Genomic DNA, 19396 nt, shown 5'->3' with positions numbered 1-19396 from the left:
AGATATGAAAACCTTCGTCATCACCGGCGCCTCCGATGGCGTCGGAGCCGCCGCTGCCCGCCTCATCCACCGCACCCGCCCCGACGATCGCATCATCGTCGTCGGCCGCAACCCGGAGAAAACCGCGCGCGTCGCCGAGGACATCGACGCCCCGCACCTAGTCGCCGATTTCGAATCCCTCCGCGAGGTCCGCCAGCTGGCGGAGAAGCTGGCCGAGTTCGGCCCGCTGGCGGGCCTGGCCAACAACGCCGGCGGCATCTTCGACGGCCCCCTGACCACCGCGGACGGCTTCGAGCGCACCTGGCAGGTCAACGTGGTGGCCCCGTTCCTGCTGACTACCTTGCTGCGCGAGCAGCTCGATAGCGCGCCGGTGGTGCAGACCGCCTCAATTGCCAACGTCCTGCTCTCCAAGTTCGACCCCGAGGACCCGAACACCTTCCACGGGTTCAGCTCGGAGCGCGCCTACGGCAACGCGAAGCTGGGCACCATCCTGCTCACCCGCTACCTGCACGAACAGGGGCTGAACTCCGTGGCCTTCCACCCCGGCGTGCTGGCCACGAACTTCTCGCGCACCTCCAACGCCCGCCTGTCCAAGGCCTACACCGGGCGTCTGGGCCGCCACTTCGGCTCGGCCGAGGACGGCGCCCGCAACCTGGCGTTCTACCTGACCGGCACGCCAGGTATCCACTTCACCCCGGGCGAGTACTACAACAACCACCAGCGGCCCGGCCGCCAGAAGAAGGTCTCCGACGCCGAAATCAGCGCTTTGTTCAACGCCCTGGGCCAGAGGCTGCACCTCGACTAGGCACCGTGCAATTAAACGTCCCTGCTACCGGGAAGTAAACTATGCGCCATGAGTATTGCCGCTGAAGCCAACCGCCGCCGCACCTTCGCCGTTATCGCCCACCCGGATGCCGGTAAGTCCACGCTGACCGAGGCTTTGGCGCTGCACGCCCACATCATCAACGAGGCGGGCGCCGTGCACGGCAAGGCCGGCCGCAAGTCCACCGTCTCCGACTGGATGGACATGGAAAAGGACCGCGGCATCTCCGTGGCCTCCTCCGCCCTGCAGTTCGAGTACGCGCCGGAGGGCCACGAGGGCGAGCCGTACATGATCAACCTGGTCGACACCCCGGGCCACGCGGACTTCTCCGAGGACACCTACCGTGTGCTGACCGCGGTGGACGCGGCCGTCATGCTCATCGACGCCGCCAAGGGCCTCGAGCCGCAAACCCTCAAGCTCTTCCGCGTCTGTAAGGCCCGCGGCCTGCCGATCATCACCGTGATCAACAAGTGGGACCGCGTGGGTCGGGAGCCGCTGGAGCTGGTCGATGAGATCGTCAACGAGATCCAGCTGCAGCCGACGCCGCTGTACTGGCCGGTCGGCATCGCCGGTGATTTCCGCGGTCTCGCCCACGTCAACGACGACGGCGAAGCTGACGAGTACATCCACTTCATCCGCACCGCCGGCGGTTCCACCATCGCCCCGGAGGAGCACTACTGCCCCGCCGACGCCGCCGCAAAGGAGGCGGACGTCTGGGACACCGCCGCGGAGGAAGCCGAGCTGCTCGCCGCCGACGGCGCGGTCCATGACCAGGAAATGTTCGAGCAGTGCGTGACCAGCCCGCTGATCTTCGCCTCGGCGATGCTGAACTTCGGCGTGCACCAGATCCTGGACACGCTGTGCGCCATCGCGCCCGCCCCGCGCGAGCGCGAATCCGATCCGAAGGCCCTGGAGGCCGCCGACTCGGGCGCGTCCAGCGCGATGGACGCCGTGCGCGAGGTTACCGATGACTTCTCCGGCGTTATCTTCAAGGTCCAGGCCGGCATGGACCAGAAGCACCGCGATAACTTGGCATTCATGCGCGTGGTCTCCGGCTGCTTCGAGCGCGGCATGCAGGTCCACCACGCCCAGTCCGGGCGGTCGTTCTCCACGAAGTACGCGCTGACGGTCTTCGGCCGCACCCGCGACACGGTGGATGCCGCCTACCCGGGCGATATCGTGGGCTTGGTCAACGCCGGCTCGCTCGCCCCCGGCGACACCATCTACACCGGCCGCAAGGTGCAGTTCCGCCCGATGCCCCAGTTCGCCCCGGAGGCCTTCCGGATCCTGCGCGCGAAGTCGCTGGGCAAGTACAAGGCCTTCCGCAAGGGCCTGGATCAGCTCGCCGCCGAGGGCGTGGTCCAGATCCTGCGCAACGACGCCCGCGGCGACGCCTCCCCGGTCATGGCCGCGGTCGGCCCCATGCAGTTCGAGGTCATGCAGGCCCGCATGGAGCTGGAGTACAACGTCGAGACCGTCACCGAGCCCATCCCCTACTCCGTGGCGCGCCGCACCGACGCCGAGTCCGCCCCCGAGCTGGGCCGCCAGCGCGGCGTGGAGATCTTCACCCGCACCGACGGCGAGCTGATCGCCCTCTTCGGCGACAAGTGGAAGCTGGCCTTCATCGAAAAGGAACACCCCGAGCTGACCATGGAAACCCTGGTCGCTGACTAGGACACCAGCCGTCCCCCGACAACCGGGCCCATAGACGAAGGGTGCCTGGCCGGTAATTTACCGGCCAGGCACCCTTTATTTTATTTATTGTCTGATTGCTTGAAAGAGCAGGCTATAGCTGCAGGCTTTAAGCCGAAGCCAGCTAGAACATCAGCATGAACGGAATGACCACGATCTTGACCACCTGGGCCACCACGATGGTGGAGGCGTAGCCGGTCATGATGCGCGAGTCGGTGCTCACCCCGGTGGCGTAGTTGACCACGGCGGGCTGGCCGAAGATACCGGACACGCCGCCGACGGTGCGGGTCTCCGACTGGCCCAGCATGCGGCTAAACAGCGCGAAGAGGACGATGACCACGATGGTCACCAGCGCCGCCAGCAGCATGGCCTTGAGCCCCACGATGGAAAACGCGGTGGATACGAAGGCCTCGCCCGAGGCCAGGCCGACCGAGGCGAGGAAGATCATCAGGCCCCACTGCTGGAAGGAGGTGTTGATGGAGGCCGGAACCTGCCACGGCACCCGGCGGGTGCGGTGGACCGCGCCGAGTACCAGGCCGGTAATCAGCGGGCCCAGGGCGAAGCCGAGCTCGAAGGAGGCCCCGCCCGGCAGCGGGATCACGATGAGCGAGATCAGGTAGCCGATGAACAGGCCGCCGGCCACGGCCACCCAGTTCAGCTCCGCGTAGGACTTGACCGAGTTACCGAAGTAGTCGCGGGTATCACCCAGGCGGTCGAACTTGACGATGAGCTCCACGACGTCGCCGGAGGCAAGGTGCGTGTCATCGTTGGCCAAAAACAACTCGTCGCCGCGGCGCACGCGCAGGATGCGGCCGCCGTAGCGCTCGAAGAGGTTGAGCTCACCGACGGTGCGGCCGGCGACGTCCTCATTGGAAATCGCCACGTCCTCGATGACTAGGCGCTTGTCCACGAACGGGGTCTGCGGCTGGCGCTTGCCCAGCGCCTTGACCAGCTCGCGGGAATAGGACTTGGTCACCATCACGCGCATGATGTCGCCGGTGTGGATCTCCGGCGAGTCACCGGCCACCATCACCTTGTTGCCGCGGCGGATGGTCGCGATGATGAAGTGCTCACCGAATTCCTCTTCCAGGTCCGCCATGTTGACGTCGTTTTTCGTCACGCGCACCGTGATGGCGCGGAAGACCTGGTCGGCGGAGTTATCCTGGTCCTTCTTCGCCGGCCAGCTCTGCTTCAGGATGAAGGAGACCATGAGGATAGCCACGGCCACGCCCACCGGGTAGCCCAGGGAGTAGCCCACGGCCGGCAGGTCCTCGCCGGTCTGCTGCTGGGCCACGGCCAGCGAGGCCGTCGACGTCGTCGCGCCGGAGAAGACGCCTACCGCGCCCAGCGGGGAAATCCCCAGAATGCCGCCGAAGCCCAGCGCGGCCCCGGCTGCCAAGATCACTGCGGCCGCGGCCACCATCATCTGCTTAAACTGCTCGGATAATCCCTTGAAAAAACGTTCCCCGGCGGACAGGCCCTGCATGTAGATGAACAGGCCCAAGCCCATTTCCTGTAACTTGCTCAGGATGGTCTCGTCCAAATCCACGAAGGAACCGAAGGCGAGCCCCACGAACAACGTGCCGGCCGCGCCGAAGCGCAGCGGCCCGAAGGGGATCATCCCGAACAAGGTGCCGAGCACGATCATCAAGAAGATGGTCAGTAGCTCATTACCATTAAAGATTTCTAACACGTTGCTTAATTCTAAGCGGTCGGGTGCACTTCGCCAGCCGAGACCCTGCCCTGACTAGGCCCGTCGCTGGGCAGCACCCTTTTCAGGGGCAAACTTTCGACGTCGCCGGCGCCCAGCAACTAGAACCGCCCCAGCAGATGCCACTACACTGTCTGGCCGGCTGGAACACGAGACATGTATCGCGCCTAGGGCCCACCTGGAGCACCAACCCGGAGTGCCCCTGGAGCCCGCACGCTAGCGCCCACCTTTGATTACCCGCGCTGGGGTGCGGCGGTGCGAGTAAATCTGCTAACGCCACGACGCCTTGTCACACAGGTCTTCCTGGTGATAGTCCGATTTTCTTCTCACCCGCTACAACCCCAGAGGTGTTTCCTTGGCTGCTTCACATTCTGCTGCCCCTGCCCAGTCGGCTAAGCCGGCCGGGCTTTCCATCATCATCGCCGCCGCGTTTTCGGCGTTCCTCGCCACCTTCAACGAGACGTTTTTGAACGTGGCCTTTACCCCCATCATGGCCGACTTCGGCGTGGAGGTGACCACCGTGCAGTGGCTGGCCACCGCCTACATGCTGGGCGCGGCCGTAATGACCCCGACCGCGGGGTTCTTCTTCCGCCGCTTTAATACCAAGCCGCTGTACCTGGTCACGACCTCCACGCTGATCATCGGTTCCGTCGTCGCCGCGCTGGCCCCGAACTTCACCGTGCTGCTGCTCGGCCGCATCATCCAGTCGCTGGGCACGGGCCTGCTCGTCCCCATCGGCATGAATATCGCCCTGACCGTCGCCCCGCGCGAGAAGCTCGGCACCTTCATGGGGCTGATGGGTGCGATGACCACGCTGGGCCCGTCGGTAGCCATCGTGGTCTCCGGCGGCCTGCTGGAGCTGGCCTCCTGGCGCCTGCTGCTGTGGTCCTTCGGCGGGCTGGCTTTGATTAGCTTCATCGTCGGCTGGATCGTGGTCTACAACATCTCCGAAAACGCCAAGACCACCCTGGACGCGCTCTCCGTGGCGCTGGTCGCCGTAGCTCTCATCGGGCTGCTCTACGGTATTTCCACCGTCTTCGGCCCGCAGCGCCTCGTCGCCGTAGCCGCGATCGTCATCGGCGCCCTCGCCCTGGCCGCCTTCGTGCGTCGCCAGCGCACCAGCGCCGTTCCGCTCATCGATCTCCGCCCCTTGGGGGTCTTCGCCTTCCGCGCAGGCGTGACCATCAACGTCGTCGCGCTCATCATCGTCTTCTCCATGAACATCCTCGTGCCGATCCACCTGCAGTCGGTGCACGGAACCACGGGGCTGACCGCCTCGCTGGTGCTCTTCCCCGCCATCCTGATGGCCGTGATCCTGGGCCCGGTGGCTGGCAAGATCTACGACTCCCGCGGCCCGCAGCTCATACTGCCGCTGGGCATGGCGCTCATGGCCGTGTTCTCCCTGGCCACCTCCTGGGCCATGAGCGGCGAGGTCCTCTGGGCCATCACGCTGTGGTACATCCCGGCCATCGTCGGCTCCGCCCTGGCCATCGGCCCAGTGCAGTCCTTCGCTCTATCCTCGCTGCCGCGCCACCTGAACGCGCACGGCGTGACCATCTTCTCGACGTCCTTCCAGGTCGCCGGCTGTATCGGTTCGGCCGTCTCCACCGGCATCTACGGCGCCTTCGTCGCCTCCGGGCAGGGCTCGGATGAGTCCGCTAACCGCGGCTTCCTGGCCGTCGGCGTCCTGCTCTTTGTCCTCGCCGCCGGTGCGGCAATCCTGGCCGTGGCCGGCACCCGCTCGCGCACTGCTCACGATGCCGTCGCTGCCCCGGTAGCAGGCGAGGCGGCCCCGGAGGTCGCGGACTCGCTGGTTAGCCAGCTGATGAAGACCGACGTCTACCACCTGCCGCCTGCCGCCACGATCCGCCAGGCGCTGCAGGTCTTCGTGGACAAGAAGATCTCCGCCGTGCCCCTGTTGGCCCAGGACGGTACCCTGCGCGGCATCGTCTCCGACGGCGACGTGCTGGGCGCGCTGGGCACACAGGTCCCGCGGTTTACCACGCCCTATGCCTTCCTCATCCACCACGGCGAGGACGAGTTTAGCGTCGAGGTCGCCGCGGTGCTCGACAAGCCGGTGGCCGACATCGCCACCACCGACGTGGTCACGGTCAATGCCGAGGACGACCTGGGGACCATCTCCGCGGTCTTGGCCGACCGGCACCTGAAGAAGGCGCCCGTGGTCGACTCCGCCGGCCGCGTGGTCGGCGTCATCAACCGCTCGGATATCAACCGCTACCTGGTGGCGACCTACGTTTCCCCCGCCCCGCAGGCCCCGGCCGCTGGCCACGGCGAGGCTTAACCAGTACGCGCCCTAGCCGCGCAGGAACTCCTGCCAGGCGGGCCATTCGCGCTCGACCTGGCGGGCGCCGGCGGCAAAGTTGGCCCGCAGTTTGGCCACCGAGCGCTCCGTGGAAGAGACCTGCATGTCCTCCGGGCTAAACAGGTAGGCCTGGCCGGCCCGCTCCAGCTCCGCCAGCCGCGCGCGGGAGGCGTTGTAGCGGTCCGGCCGCTGGATGAGCGCCTCCGCGATAGCCGGGTAGCGCCGGAAGAGCCCGCGCACCATGCTGGGCCGGCGCGTTTTGGGGCGGATATAGTCCCGCGGCTTGGAGCCGACGAAAAAGAATTTCTGGTAACCCGCCAGCTCGGCCTGGTCGATGGTGATCCCGCCGTGCTCGCCGAGGGCGCCGTCGACGTAGGGCGCGCCGTCGATAAAGCGCAGCGGCATCAGCAGCGGCAGGGTGGAAGAGGCGCGCACCCGCACGAAAAGGTCCTCCGGGACGTTAACGTCCGCGCGCGTCCAGTAGACGGATTCCCCGGTGTCCGCGCGCGTGGCGGCCAGGTTCATCTCCGCCGGGTTCGCCTGGTAGCCCTCCCAATCGAAGGGCAGGTCCTGGTCCGCGGACTTTTCGTAGATGAACTCCGCGTTGAAATAGCCCTTGCCCCGCAGCAGGGAGCCCACGCCGCCGAAGCTGGGGTTCTTGGCGAAGTCGGTGAAGGAATCCTCCGCGCGGATGGGGTCCCTTGACAGGTAGTTGACCGTGTGCGAGGAGCCCGCGGAGACCCCACCGACCCAGCCGAACTGGACCTCCTGCTGGATGAAGCGCACTATGCACGCGGCGGTATAGGAGTTGCGCATCCCGCCGCCTTCGATGACGAGCGCGGTATCCGAGGCATCAATCATAATGGCCGCCATTCTAACCGCGGATACAATTGAGGCCATGGATGTGCGCAGTATCTGGTCCACACTGACCGGCCGGAAAGGCCCCTCCCTGGCCCGGGCCCGCGTTGACGTTCCGGAGCTCGCGGCCGCGCGCTTGCAGGTCTCCACGGCGGAAACCCTCGTTATTGTGGATATTGACGTCATCACCGCCGACGCGGTGCGGGAGGCAGCCGAAAACGCCCGCCCGCTACTGCTAACGGCGGGCAGGCACGATGCCACCGCCGCCAACACAGACACGGCGGTCTACCTCCTGCCGGTAAGCAAAGCCACCCTGCCGGTCCACGATCCGAAGAAGGGCTGGCTTATCCCCCTGTCCGACCAGGAGCGCAGCGCGGTAGCGGAGAAGCTGACCGGCCCGGGCGAGTGTGAGATCTCTGAGCGCCTGGCCTTCGTGGTGGATTAAGGGCTGTGGTGGGTTTGTGGTGGGTTTGTGGTGGGTTAAGACCTAGAGCATCGCGAAGCCGATGATGACCAGGATGGCGGCCACCACGTAGCTGCCGACCTTGCTGACGGTCTCCTTGTTCTCGCGGGCCTGGGCGAAAAGCCGCCCGGCCGCCGAGTTGGGCTTGCGCCGCACCAGCCCGACGAAGACCGCCACCGCGATAGGCAGCGAGAGAGCGAACGTGGCGTAGAGGAAGAGCCCGCCGTAGCGGATGCCCACGCTGTAGTCCCCAGCGGCCAGGTAGATGAGCCCGGCGAAGAAGGCGCCGGAGGTGATGGACTGGGCCACGCCCAGGATGAAACCGGTGAGAAACGTCAGCGGGCTTGGGTTTTGCAGGGGCCGCAGGAGCTTACTCACCGTCTCGTTGGACTCTCCCCCGCGGTGGCGCCAGGTCATCACGGCCGCGGCCAGGCCCAGCACGATGAGCAGCACGCCCAGGATAGGGGTGTCCAGGAAGCCCTCGACGTAGGCCTTGAGCTGGTCCAGCACGAACATAGTCACCACTGACAGGGCGAAGACGCCGAACCAGTCGCCGAAGATCAAAAGCGGCACGATACGGCGGTACTTGCCGCGCTCGAGCATCACGCCCAGCGCCGTGACCACGCCAATCAGCAGGGCGTTGACGGAGTCTAGGAAGGCGAAACTAGCGGCGTGCAGCATGGGCGCAATCTTACCGCTTTAGCCCCTGAACGCCCGAAGCGCGCCCAAGTTGCACACCCTCTGCAAGTTTGCGTACACTATGCAATGTTTCCGAGGTCGTGCACGTTCAGACACACGTGCCCCGGAATCCTTCTTTCACTTCCTCCGCTCCCCGCCTATACGACGTTTCGCGCGGCAGGGGGCGGACCGACGTTTAACCATTTGTCGTTTGACCATTCTTCTGAGCGAGAAAGAAAGCACGCTTTATGTCTAAATTCCTCTACCGGCTGGGCAGCTGGTCGTACCGGAAGGTCTGGCCTTTCCTGGCCTTCTGGCTCGTGCTGCTGGTCGCCATGGCCGGCCTGACCGCCGGCTTCGCCAAAGAGCCAAACCCGAACTTTTCCATGCCGGACATGGATTCCACCGTCACCCAAGACAAGATGAACGAGCGTTTCGGTAACGACTCGGATGCTATGAACGAGCCCACCGCCAACGTGGTCATCCAGGCCCCGGAGGGCAAGACCCTGGACGACCCGGCCGTGATGGGCGAGGTCGATAGGCTCATCGACGATCTCAAGGGCACCGACGCCCTCGCCGACACGGACCAGCTGGTCAACCCGGTGATGGCCGCCGGCGGCATGCAGAAGCAGATGGGCGAGCAGATGGCCGCCCAGGGCATGCCGCAGGAGCAGATCCAGTCCAATCTCGAGGCCCTGTCCCCGCTGAGCGAGGACAAGACCACCGGCACGCTGTCCATCACCTTTGATGCGTCGGAGGTCATGGAGATCGATGAGGCCGACCGCACCAAAGTCACCGATGTCATCGATGACTACGACTCCGGCGACCTGACCGTCAAATACAACGGCAACGCCTTCTCCTCTGCCGGCCAAGAGATGAACATGACCTCGGAGCTCATCGGCATGGCCGTGGCCGCTATCGTGCTGCTGATTACCTTCGGCTCCTTCGTCGCCGCCGGCATGCCGCTGATCTCCGCGGTCATCGGCGTCGGCGTGGGCCTGTTGGGGGTCCAGCTGGGCACCATCTTCACCGACACCATCTCGGATATGACCCCGATGCTAGCCTCCATGATCGGCCTGGCCGTCGGCATCGATTACGCCCTGTTCATTGTCAACCGCTACCGCAACGAGCTCATCACCTCCTCCGGGCTGAACAACCTGAGCCCGAAGGAACTGGCGCTAGAGCTGAAGAAGATGGACAAGAAGACCCGCGCCCACGCCATGGGCATGGCGTTGGGCACCGCGGGCTCCTCCGTGGTCTTCGCCGGCACCACCGTGGTGATCGCGCTGGCGGCACTAACCATGGTCGGCATCCCCTTCCTGGGCACCATGGCTATCGCCGCCGCGGTTACCGTGGCCGTCGCCGTGGCTGTCGCCCTGACCTTCATCCCGGCCCTGCTGGGCCTGCTGGGCACCAAGATCTTCGCCGGCCGCGTGCCGGGGCCGAAGGTCCCGGACCCGGAGGACGAGAAGCCCACCATGGGCCTGAAGTGGGTCCGCCAGATCCGCGCGCGTCCGGTTACCAACCTGGTCGCCGGTATTGTACTGCTGGGCATCTTGGCCATCCCGGCCGCCAACCTCTCCCTGGCCATGCCGACCGACGGCTCCGCCAACCTGGGCAGCCCGCAGCGGGATGCTTACGAAATCACCGCCGACGCCTTTGGCGAAGGCCGCAACGCCCCGATGGTCGCCTACGTCGACGTCGCAGACGTGAACGAGCAGGAGCGCATGCCTGCCTTCCAGCAGCTGCTGGCCGAATTCAATGACACCGAGGGCGTCGAAAACGCCCAGATCATCGCGACGACCGACAATATGGACGCCGCCCAGGTGCTCATCACCCCGACCACGGGCGCTACCGATGAGGCCACCACGGACACCCTGAACGCACTGCGTTCCTACCAGTCCGACTTCACCGAAGACACCGGCGGCGAATACGGCATCACCGGCATCACCCCGATCTTCGACGACATCTCGGAGCGGCTCACGGATATCCTCATCCCGTACATCGCCGTGGTCCTGGCTCTGGCGTTCATCGTCCTGCTGCTGGTATTCCGTTCCATCTGGGTCCCGCTTATCGCCGCGCTCGGCTTCGCGGGCTCGATGGCCGCCGCCTTCGGCATCACCGTGGCTATCTTCCAGGAGGGCCGTTTCGGCATCATCGACGATCCGCAGCCGCTGCTGTCCTTCCTGCCGATCATGCTCATCGGCCTGACCTTCGGGCTGGCCATGGACTACCAGGTCTTCCTGGTCACCCGCATGCGCGAGGGCTACGTCCACGGCAAGACCGCGGGGAACGCGACCTCCAACGGCTTCAAGCACGGCGCCCGCGTGGTCACCGCGGCCGCGCTCATCATGATTTCGGTCTTCGCCGCCTTCATGCTCATGGACGAGCAATTCATCAAGACCATGGGCTTCGCCCTGGCCATCGGCGTGGCTATCGATGCCTTCGTGGTCCGCATGACCATCATCCCGGCCACCATGTTCCTGCTGGGCGACAAGGCCTGGTGGCTGCCCAAGTGGCTGGACAAGGCCCTGCCGAATATGGACATCGAGGGCGAGGCGCTTACCGCCAACCGCGAGGCCCTGATGGCCGGCGGCGACCCCGACCAGGTCCGCACCCCGGCAGCCGGCACGGCAGCCGCCGGCACGGCGACCGCGGGCGGCGCCGCTACCGCTACCGCTACTGCCGGTCCGACCGAGCCTGCAACCGAGCCCGCAAGCGGCACTGCTGGCGCTGGCAAAACCGACTCGGCCGCGCACCAGCACCGCGACACCTACGCGGACTTCCACCCAGAACACGGCGGCTACGCCGCTCACGTTGAGGCGGCCCGACGCGCCGGTGTATACACCGAATCCGGCCCGGCCACCCCGGCGCGCGGGGGCAATGCTAAGGACGCCGACACTAGCGCTCAGGTCGGGCGCGGCGATAACCTTTCCAGCAAGGGTTCCTGGTGGACCAAGGTCAAGAAGGCACTAACAGGCAATGAGTAATCTCCGAGAAACGAAAAAGCGCGCCACCCGGCAGGCGATAGCGGATGCGGCTGGCCGCATCTATCTAGCCGAAGGCGCGGAAGCGCTCACGGTTTCTCACGTGGCTGAGCAGGCAGGCGTATCCGCCCGCACCTTCCACAATTATTACTCCAGTCTGAACGAGTGCCTGGCCCAGTTCGCACTTGATGCAGTCAGCTTGATTGCCGAGAAGGTAGACGAATACCCAGCGCAAGCAACCACGACGGAGATCTTCGAAGACATCGTCTGTAAGGGATTCCGTACCGCCGAACCGGAGCTGCACTCCGTGGCTTCGTTGTCGATGGTGATGGACTACCTGGATAAGTCATGCTTCTCCGGCGTCAATCGCGACGAAGCCAAGCGCGTGGCAGAGCAAGTCTCGGAAGCGTTTTCCCGGCACAGCCCCGAGCGGGACGCGTTCGACACCGAGGTGGTTCTCCACGCCTGCGCCGCGGTGAGTGCGTCGGCGAGCAAGGCTTTCTTCGCACTGCCTGAGCCGCGCGACCCAGAGGTGGGTGAGCAGATGGTCCGGCGGGCCTTTGCCACGCTTCGCTCGATAGTCTAGGCGGACTACTTCCCGAAGAATCCAGGTATTTCCCCCTTGGTGTCCGGCCCGCTGGGCAGCAAATGTTCACTGAAGGTTTACCCTGATTCAGCGCCTTAAGCGTTGGATCAGGGTAAAATTTTATTTCTAGACCTTTTTAAGGTTCTCCCTATTCTCGATCTTTTTATTGGAGCATCACACAGTGAAGGTAGCCATTCTGGGCGGGGACGGATTCTGCGGTTGGCCCGCAGCCCTCTACCTGTCCGACCAGGGCCACGACGTGCACATCGTTGACAACCTCTCCCGGCGCGCCATTGACGCCGAGCTCGAAGCCGAATCGCTCACCCCGATCCGCAGCATCGACGAGCGGTTGGAGGCCTGGAAGGAAGTCTCCGGCAAGACCATCGGCTTCCACCGCATCGACGTGGCCCACGACTACGAGGGGCTGCTGGAGTTCATCAACACCGAGCGCCCGGACGCCGTCGTCCACTTCGCCGAACAGCGCGCCGCGCCGTATTCGATGAAGTCCTCGCGGACCAAGCGCTACACGGTGGACAACAACATCAACGCCACGCACAACCTGCTGGCTGCGGTGGTCGAGTCCGGCCAGGACATCCACGTCGCCCACCTGGGCACCATGGGGGTCTACGGCTACGGCACCGCCGGCATGGAGATCCCGGAAGGCTACCTGGACGTCAAGGTAGAGGTCCCGGGCTCCGAGCCGGTCGAGCAGTCCATCCTCTACCCGTCCAACCCGGGCTCGGTCTACCACATGACCAAGGTGCTGGACCAGCACCTTTTCGCCTACTACGCGAAAAACGACGAGCTGCGCATTACCGATTTACACCAGGGCATCATCTGGGGCACGCACACCGAGCAGACCCGCCAAGACGAGCGGCTGATTAACCGCTTCGACTACGACGGCGACTACGGCACCGTGCTCAACCGCTTCTTGGTCCAGGCCGGCGTCGGCTACCCGCTGACGGTCCACGGCACCGGCGGGCAGACCCGCGCGTTCATCCACATCCGCGACATGGTCCGCTGCATCGAGCTGGCCCTGAACAACCCGCCGCAGCGCGGCGAGCGGGTCAAGATCATCAACCAGATGACCGAGACCCACCGCGTGCGCGACCTGGCGGAGCTGGTAGCGAAGTACTCCGGCGCGCAGGTCGCCTACGTGCCGAACCCGCGCAAGGAGTCCGCCGAGAACGAGCTGCACGTATCCAACGACACCTTCCTGCGCCTGGGCCTTGAGCCCACCACCCTGTCCGAGGGGCTGCTGCAGGAGGTCGAGGACGTCGCGCGCAAGTACTGCGACCGGGTGGATCGCTCCAAGATCCCGGCGCGCTCCCTCTGGACGGCCAATCAGTCCGCCGGCGTTCCCGAGAACGAATAGGGCAGGCAGCTACCGTGCGCATTGCCATCTTCACGGAAGTCTTCCTACCCAAAATCGACGGGGTCGTCACGCGGCTTACCCACACCCTGTGGCAGCTGCACGCCGCCGGGCACGAGGTCTTGGTCTTCGCCCCCGGTAACCCGCCGGCCACCTACGCCGGCTTCGAGGTCGTCTCCATCCCCTCGCTGTCCCTGTGGCCGGTCTACCCCGAGCTGAAATGGGGACTGCCGGATCCGCGGGTGCTGCACCGGCTGCGGCGCTTCGACGCCGACGTCGTGCACGTGGTCAACCCGATTTGGACCGCGGCCCTGGGCGTGTGGGCCGCCCGCCGCGAGGCCCTGCCCCTGGTGGGCAGCTTCCACACGAACCTGCCGGAATACGTCGACGCCTTAGGCATCGGTTGGGTCCGGCCGGCCACGGAGGCGGCGCTGCGCTACCTGCACAATCAGGCGGTAGAAAACCTGTGTACCTCAGACCCCATGGTCGAGCGCGCCCGGGAACTGGGCATCAACAACGTCTCGCTGTGGCCCAAGGCGGTGGACACGGACAACTACTACCCGCGCCGCTACAGCGAGGACATGCGCTCCCGGCTGACTGACGGGCACCCCGAAGCCCCGCTGGTTACCTACGTGGGGCGCGTGTCCAAGGAAAAGGACTTGGACCGCCTGCCCGGCATCATGGCGCGTGTCCGCGAGCGCGTGCCCGGCGCGCGCCTGGCGGTGGTCGGCGCCGGCCCATACTCCGAGCAGCTGGCGAAGCAGTTCGGCCCCGACGAGGCGGTCTTTACCGGTTACCTCTCCGGCGACGAGCTGGCCGCGGCCTTCGCCTGCGGCGACGTCTTCTGCTTCCCCTCCCGGACCGAGACCCTGGGCCTGGTGGCCCTGGAATCCTTCGCCTCCGGCGTGCCGGTGGTCGGCACCCGCGCGGGCGGCATCCCGTTTGTCATCGACGACGAGAAGACCGGCCTGCTGGTCGACGAGGACGCCTCCGACAGCGCGTGGGCCGCGGCTCTGGCGGGATTGCTAGGCGATGCCGACCGTCGCGCCGCCATGGGTGAGGCCGCGCGCGCCGAGGCCGAGCGGTGGTCCTGGGAGGCGGCGACCCGCTCCCTGGTTGAGACCTACCAGCGGGCCATCGACGGCCCGCTCTACCGCCCCGCCTAGGCTTAACGCCGCGTGTCTACACGCGGCCCAGCGCCGCGCGGATTCCTTCCACGTCGACCTGGCTGGCAGCAGCCGGCGTGAAGGTCGCGTCCTGGGTCTTATCCACTAGCACCGCGCGCACGCCCTCGCGGAAGTCGGGCAGCCCGCGCAGGTATTTCCCGAGCGCATTTTCCATGGCCAGCGCGTCGTCGACGCTGGCGGCGCGCTCCTCGGCCGCCAGCAGCTCAGCCGCGGCCACTAGCGAGGTCGGGCTGGCGGCCTGGGTAAGCTCCGCGACCTTGCGCGCCAGCTCCTCATTACCGGCCTGCTCCAGGCGCTGAGAGATTTCCTCCCACGTCGGCGCGCCGAAAATGGCCTCAATATCGTCGATGAATTCTGCCATCGGGGCCGCCTCTTCCGGCTGGGTGGAGTGCTCGCCCAGCGCGGCATCGATCCCGCGCTCGACGATGTCTTCCACCACGGCCTCGGCGTCCTTGACGTAGTGGGTAGCCAGGCCGGAGTAGAGCAGATCCGCGGCGTACATCCGGTAGCCGGTCAGCGCCCAGAACTTCGCCAGCGCCGGCGATGACTTCCCGCGGGTGCCCACCGCCCGCTGGGCGGCATATCCCGCGCCGACGTCGGTGACGTAGCCGATGTTCATCTCCGGCATGGAGGCGAAAGTCTTGTCCGTGACAATGCGGTGGCTGCCGTGCACGGAGATGCCTACTCCCCCGCCCATGACGATCCCGTCGAGAACCGCGATGACCGGCTTCGGGTAGTGCGCCAGCTGGGCGTTCATGGCGTACTCGTCTTGGAAGAACTGGTCGACCTCCCCAACGTTGCCATCAATGAGGCCCTCCCGTGCCGCGCGCACGTCGCCACCGGCGCAGTAGGCCTTCGGGCTGCGGGAGACAAAAAGCACCTGCTCGATGGCGTTGTCGTCCCGCCACTGGTTCAGGCCCTCAACAATCCTGTCGACCATCTCCGGGTTGAGCGAATTCAAGGCCTTGGGCCGGTTGAGCTCCACCACTCCGGTACTGTTGCGGACGTCAAGAATTACTGGGGCATCGTTGTGTTCAGTCATGGTATCCAGTATTCCACGTCACACAGCGGCGCCGCAGCCCCACACTTCACGGAGGATCATTATGCCTGCACCTACTCCCCGGCTCATCGCCCTCGACATGGACGGAACCCTCCTCGACGGCGAAGGCCGCATCCCCGCCGGCTTCCCCGAGCTCGCCGCCCGGCTCCACGATCTAGGCGTGGTCCTAGTGCCGGCGTCCGGCCGGCAGCTGGCCACCCTCCGCGACATGTTCGCCGACATTAGCGGCATCGACTCCTTCATCGCAGAAAACGGGACCGTGGTCAGCCACCGCGGCACGGTCGTGGACACCACGCAGCTGCCCGCCGACGTGGTCACCGCCTGCCTGGGCGCCTGCGCGGGCATTGACAGTGCCGACAGTGCCCATACTTACGCGGTGGTCCTCTGTGCCCCGGAGACCGCCTACATCGCCGCCGGCACCCCGGCTGCCATCCGGGCTGAAATCGACAAGTACTACCACTCCGTGACCGTGGTGGACGACCTGGCGCGGGTGGCGGCCGATAAGCCGCTGGTCAAGCTGGCGGTCTACTGCACGGCCGACTCCGAAGAGCACGTCGCCCCGCACCTGCGGGCCGCGGCCGCCGGCAACAACCTGGCGATTTCTGGCAAGAACTGGCTGGACATCATGTCCGCCGACGCGGATAAGGGCCACGCGTTGGAACAGCTGGCCGCGAAGCTGGGCATCCCGATGGAGCAGACCGCCGCCTTCGGCGACTACCTCAACGATTTTCAGCTGCTCCAGGCGGCCGGCACCGCCGTGGCGATGGAGAATGCTCACCGCCGCCTGAAAGAAATCGCGGATTTCCAAGCTCCCTCCAATCTCAACAACGGCGTGTTAGAAGTACTCCGCGACTGGTTTGGAGAATAATCCCCACCATCGCCCTGGCACTGAGTCTGACTCGCGGATCAGGGCGCGATTATTTTCCCCAGCTAGGTAGGAGCGAGTGGTGAGTTCTAAGGCCGGCAAACTGGGCAAACGCGTAGCCCAAAAGCTTGACTCGCGCCGCAGTCGCAGCCAGAGTACCCGCGCTAGCGGCGTGCCGGCTGCCCCGAGCACACCACCCTCCTCCCCCGCCTCCTTGGCCCCGCCGGCCCAGCCGGCGCTCGGGCCCCACCCAGAGCGCAAGGCACTGCCCGCCGGCCGTTCGGCGCAGCCGGCAAACCCCCGCCGCCCGGTGGTCAAGGCCGCTCCCCAGGTGGTGGGCTACGCACCTAAGGCTGCCGCTGCCCCTAAGTCCCGCGTGGCCAAGGCCGCGCCGGCGGCGCTGCCGGCGGGCGGCAAGGTGGGTTCCTCCCCTGCGTCGCCGCGCCCGCGGGAGATAGGCGGCGGCCGCGACGCCGCGTCGAAAAAGCCGGCCCCGAAGAAGAATACGGCTCGGCTGCGCTACGTGCCTGCCCTCGACGGGCTGCGCGGCCTCGCGGTCGCCGCGGTCATCGTCTACCACTTCTTTGGTAATGTGCTGCCGGGCGGCTACCTGGGCGTGGACATGTTCTTCGTCCTGTCCGGGTTTTTGATTACCTCGCTGCTGGTGCGGGAATTCGACGTCACCGGCGGGATCAGCCTGCGCGATTTTTGGGTCCGGCGCTTCCGCCGCATCCTGCCGGCGGCCGTGGCCGTGCTGGCGATCTGCACCGCACTCGTCGGCGCGATCGGCGGCGATATCGCCGTCAACCTGCGCGAGCAGTTCTTCGGCACCCTGTTCTTCGCCAACAACTGGGTCCAGATAGCTACCTCCCAGTCCTACTTCGCCGACAACGAGGTCCAGGTCTTTGCCCACTACTGGTCCCTGGCCGTGGAAGAGCAGTTCTACCTGCTCTGGCCGCTGATTATCCTGGGGCTGTTCTCCCTGGGCAGGCGCCAGCCGCGGCGCCTAGCGCTAGGGGTCAGCGTGGCGCTGGGGGTGGCCTCCGCGCTGGCGATGGCCTGGATCTTTACCCCGGGCGAGGATCCGACCCGCGTCTACTACGGCACCGACACCCACGCCTTCGGCCTGCTGGCCGGCGCGGGCCTATCGCTCATCATCACCACCCGCAACCCCAACCCGGAAGCGCCCGCGTGGCCGCACTACTCCGCGTCCGGGCGGCGCGTGGCCGAGGCCGTAGGCCTGGTGGCGTTGGTCGCCTACGCCGCGCAGCTTATGTTCATGGCCGACGACCTGGCGCTGACCTACCGCGGCGGGCTGCTGGCCTCCAGCGTGCTGGGGGTGGCGATCATCTGCGGCATCCTGGCCGAGCGCCCGCTACTCAACGCCCTGTTCGCTAACCGCTTCATGCGCTGGGCCGGCAAGCGCTCGTTCTCCCTGTACCTGTGGCACTGGCCCATCGTCATCATCGTGCGCGAGCTCACCGGGGACGCACACGTGTGGGCCGTGGGTACCGTCGCCCTGCTGCTCTCCGCCGGGCTGGCGGAGCTGAGCTACCGGTGCATTGAGAACCCGCTGCGCCGCCGCGGCTACCGCACCACCGCCCGCGATTTCTGGTCCGCCCGCCCCGACTGGCCCACGCTGCGCTCGGCGTGGAAGGTGGCGGCGTGGCCGCTGGTCCCCGTGCTGGTCTTCAGCTCCCTCGGCGGCATCGCCTGGGGCCTTAGCCACTCCGGCGACAAGACCTCCTTCGAGCAGGAACTGGATGATCTGGCGGCCCAGAACCAGTCCAACAACGCCCAGGCGCCCAGCGAGAAAAGCGCGGGCCAGGGCGGCGGGGACGCCGCTGGTGCCCCGAATGACAAGGCCTCGGAGGACAAGAAGAGCCCGGACATGGTGCACCCCATGCCCAGCGGCGACGAGATTACGGCCGTGGGGGATTCCGTGATGCTGGCCTCCAGCCAGTCGCTGCAGGACCGCTTCCCCGGCATCTATATCGACGCGGCGGTCTCCCGGCACTACGACCAAGGCCTGCCGGCCATCCAGCAGCTCGCGGATTCGGGCCAGCTGCGGGACACGGTCTTTTTGGGATTCGGCACCAACGGCCCGCAGCTGGATGATGAAATAGATCAGATGATGAAGATCATCGGGCCAAAGCGCACGGTGCTCATCGCCACCCCCTATGGCGACCGCGACTGGATGACCACGGCGCGGCAGGAGACCATCGCCGCGGTGAAAAAATACGACAACGTCTACCTGGCGGACTGGTGCTCACACGCCCAGCACGACCCGAACTACCTGCGCGAAGACGGGATCCATCCGGTGGCGGGCGTGGGCACCGACCAATATGCCCTGGCCTTCTACTACGGGCTGCTGCGCTATGCCCACGGGGAGAAGGCCACGACAACTAAGTGCGAGGTCTAGTCCTCGACCTTAAACTCTGCCATCTTGTCCCAGGACTCCTTACCCTCGATGTGGAAGTTGATGATGTCCGGGGTCTCGACCAGGTACTGCGGGAACTCGCGGCAGGAGCGCTCGAAGTGCTCGGACTGGACGTGGTCGACGTCCTTGCCGTCGGCGTAGGTCTCCAGCAGCAGGAACTTCTGGCGGTCTTCCGGATCCCGGAACCACTTGAAGTCCAGGCAGCCCTCCTCAGCGTTGCAGGCCTGGGTGTACCAGTCGATCTCATCGAGGAAGGTCTCGGCGTACTCGGGCTTGACGTGGAATTGAACGTTGATGAAAATCATGGCCCCATCCTACCCGTCTGGGTGGATGGGGCCTTAGCTCGCCGAG

At 66.0% G+C, this 19396-nt stretch carries 15 protein-coding genes; 10 read left to right on the top strand and 5 right to left on the bottom strand.

Translation table 11 applies throughout. The features are described 5' to 3' along the window. The first annotated feature begins 4 nt into the window (after positions 1-4). Together QQS53_RS06940 and QQS53_RS06935 are read left to right on the top strand one after the other, a co-directional pair. The gene (locus QQS53_RS06940) at positions 5-805 is read left to right on the top strand and encodes an SDR family NAD(P)-dependent oxidoreductase (protein WP_472775150.1); all 801 of its coding nucleotides are present in this window, start codon (positions 5-7) and stop codon (positions 803-805) included. Between the two features lie 48 nt (positions 806-853). Continuing rightward, on the top strand, positions 854-2497 hold the full coding sequence (locus tag QQS53_RS06935; protein WP_472775149.1) for a peptide chain release factor 3: 1644 nt from the start codon (positions 854-856) through the stop codon (positions 2495-2497). A 142-nt stretch (positions 2498-2639) separates the two neighbouring features. Here QQS53_RS06935 and QQS53_RS06930 read toward each other — a convergent pair whose 3' ends face one another. Beyond that, positions 2640-4208, bottom strand: a complete 1569-nt coding sequence (locus QQS53_RS06930; RefSeq protein WP_472775148.1) for an aspartate-alanine antiporter-like transporter — start codon at positions 4206-4208, stop codon at positions 2640-2642. A gap of 373 nt (positions 4209-4581) precedes the next feature. On the opposite strand from QQS53_RS06930, the gene QQS53_RS06925 reads away from it, so the two are divergent. Further along, on the top strand, positions 4582-6528 hold the full coding sequence (locus tag QQS53_RS06925) for an MFS transporter (protein ID WP_472775147.1): 1947 nt from the start codon (positions 4582-4584) through the stop codon (positions 6526-6528). A gap of 12 nt (positions 6529-6540) precedes the next feature. On the opposite strand, the gene QQS53_RS06920 is transcribed toward QQS53_RS06925, so the two are convergent. After that, on the bottom strand, positions 6541-7410 hold the full coding sequence (locus QQS53_RS06920) for a patatin-like phospholipase family protein (RefSeq protein ID WP_472775146.1): 870 nt from the start codon (positions 7408-7410) through the stop codon (positions 6541-6543). Between the two features lie 37 nt (positions 7411-7447). Here QQS53_RS06920 and QQS53_RS06915 point away from each other — a divergent pair, with 37 nt between their 5' ends. After that, positions 7448-7852 carry a hypothetical protein gene (locus QQS53_RS06915; RefSeq protein WP_472775145.1) on the top strand — a complete coding sequence of 135 codons (405 nt, stop codon included), beginning with the start codon at positions 7448-7450 and terminating at the stop codon, positions 7850-7852. A gap of 42 nt (positions 7853-7894) precedes the next feature. On the opposite strand, the gene QQS53_RS06910 is transcribed toward QQS53_RS06915, so the two are convergent. Beyond that, positions 7895-8551: a hypothetical protein gene (locus QQS53_RS06910; RefSeq protein WP_472775144.1), complete on the bottom strand. Its 657-nt coding sequence runs from the start codon at positions 8549-8551 to the stop codon at positions 7895-7897. 245 nt (positions 8552-8796) lie between these two features. Between QQS53_RS06910 and QQS53_RS06905 the strand changes: the two genes are divergently transcribed. The 4 genes from QQS53_RS06905 to QQS53_RS06890 all read left to right on the top strand — a co-directional run bounded on the left by QQS53_RS06905 (position 8797) and on the right by QQS53_RS06890 (position 14659). Then, entirely contained in the window at positions 8797-11538 is a 2742-nt protein-coding gene (locus QQS53_RS06905) for an MMPL family transporter (protein ID WP_472775143.1), read from the top strand. Then, the gene (locus QQS53_RS06900) at positions 11531-12121 is read left to right on the top strand and encodes a TetR family transcriptional regulator (protein WP_472775142.1); all 591 of its coding nucleotides are present in this window, start codon (positions 11531-11533) and stop codon (positions 12119-12121) included. The genes QQS53_RS06905 and QQS53_RS06900 overlap by 8 nt, the downstream gene beginning before the upstream one ends. A 181-nt stretch (positions 12122-12302) precedes the next feature. After that, a complete protein-coding gene (locus QQS53_RS06895; protein ID WP_472775141.1) occupies positions 12303-13496 on the top strand; it encodes an NAD-dependent epimerase/dehydratase family protein in 1194 nt (397 codons plus the stop codon). A gap of 14 nt (positions 13497-13510) precedes the next feature. After that, the gene (locus tag QQS53_RS06890) at positions 13511-14659 is read left to right on the top strand and encodes a glycosyltransferase family 4 protein (protein WP_472775140.1); all 1149 of its coding nucleotides are present in this window, start codon (positions 13511-13513) and stop codon (positions 14657-14659) included. Positions 14660-14675: 16 nt separating this feature from the next. On the opposite strand, the gene QQS53_RS06885 is transcribed toward QQS53_RS06890, so the two are convergent. After that, entirely contained in the window at positions 14676-15722 is a 1047-nt protein-coding gene (locus QQS53_RS06885; protein ID WP_472775139.1) for a 3-hydroxyisobutyryl-CoA hydrolase, read from the bottom strand. Between the two features lie 61 nt (positions 15723-15783). On the opposite strand from QQS53_RS06885, the gene QQS53_RS06880 reads away from it, so the two are divergent. Continuing rightward, on the top strand, positions 15784-16608 hold the full coding sequence (locus QQS53_RS06880; RefSeq protein WP_472775138.1) for an HAD family hydrolase: 825 nt from the start codon (positions 15784-15786) through the stop codon (positions 16606-16608). 79 nt (positions 16609-16687) lie between these two features. Continuing rightward, positions 16688-19027, top strand: a complete 2340-nt coding sequence (locus QQS53_RS06875; protein WP_472775137.1) for an acyltransferase family protein — start codon at positions 16688-16690, stop codon at positions 19025-19027. On the opposite strand, the gene QQS53_RS06870 is transcribed toward QQS53_RS06875, so the two are convergent. Next, on the bottom strand, positions 19024-19350 hold the full coding sequence (locus QQS53_RS06870; RefSeq protein WP_296204898.1) for a putative quinol monooxygenase: 327 nt from the start codon (positions 19348-19350) through the stop codon (positions 19024-19026). The two genes, QQS53_RS06875 and QQS53_RS06870, sit on opposite strands and share 4 nt — an antisense overlap. Positions 19351-19396 lie beyond the last annotated feature (46 nt).

Source organism: Corynebacterium sp. 2571A (genome assembly GCF_055700935.1).
Note: the sequence above shows the minus strand (reverse complement) of the source record. Positions and strands in the feature narration are given on the sequence as shown.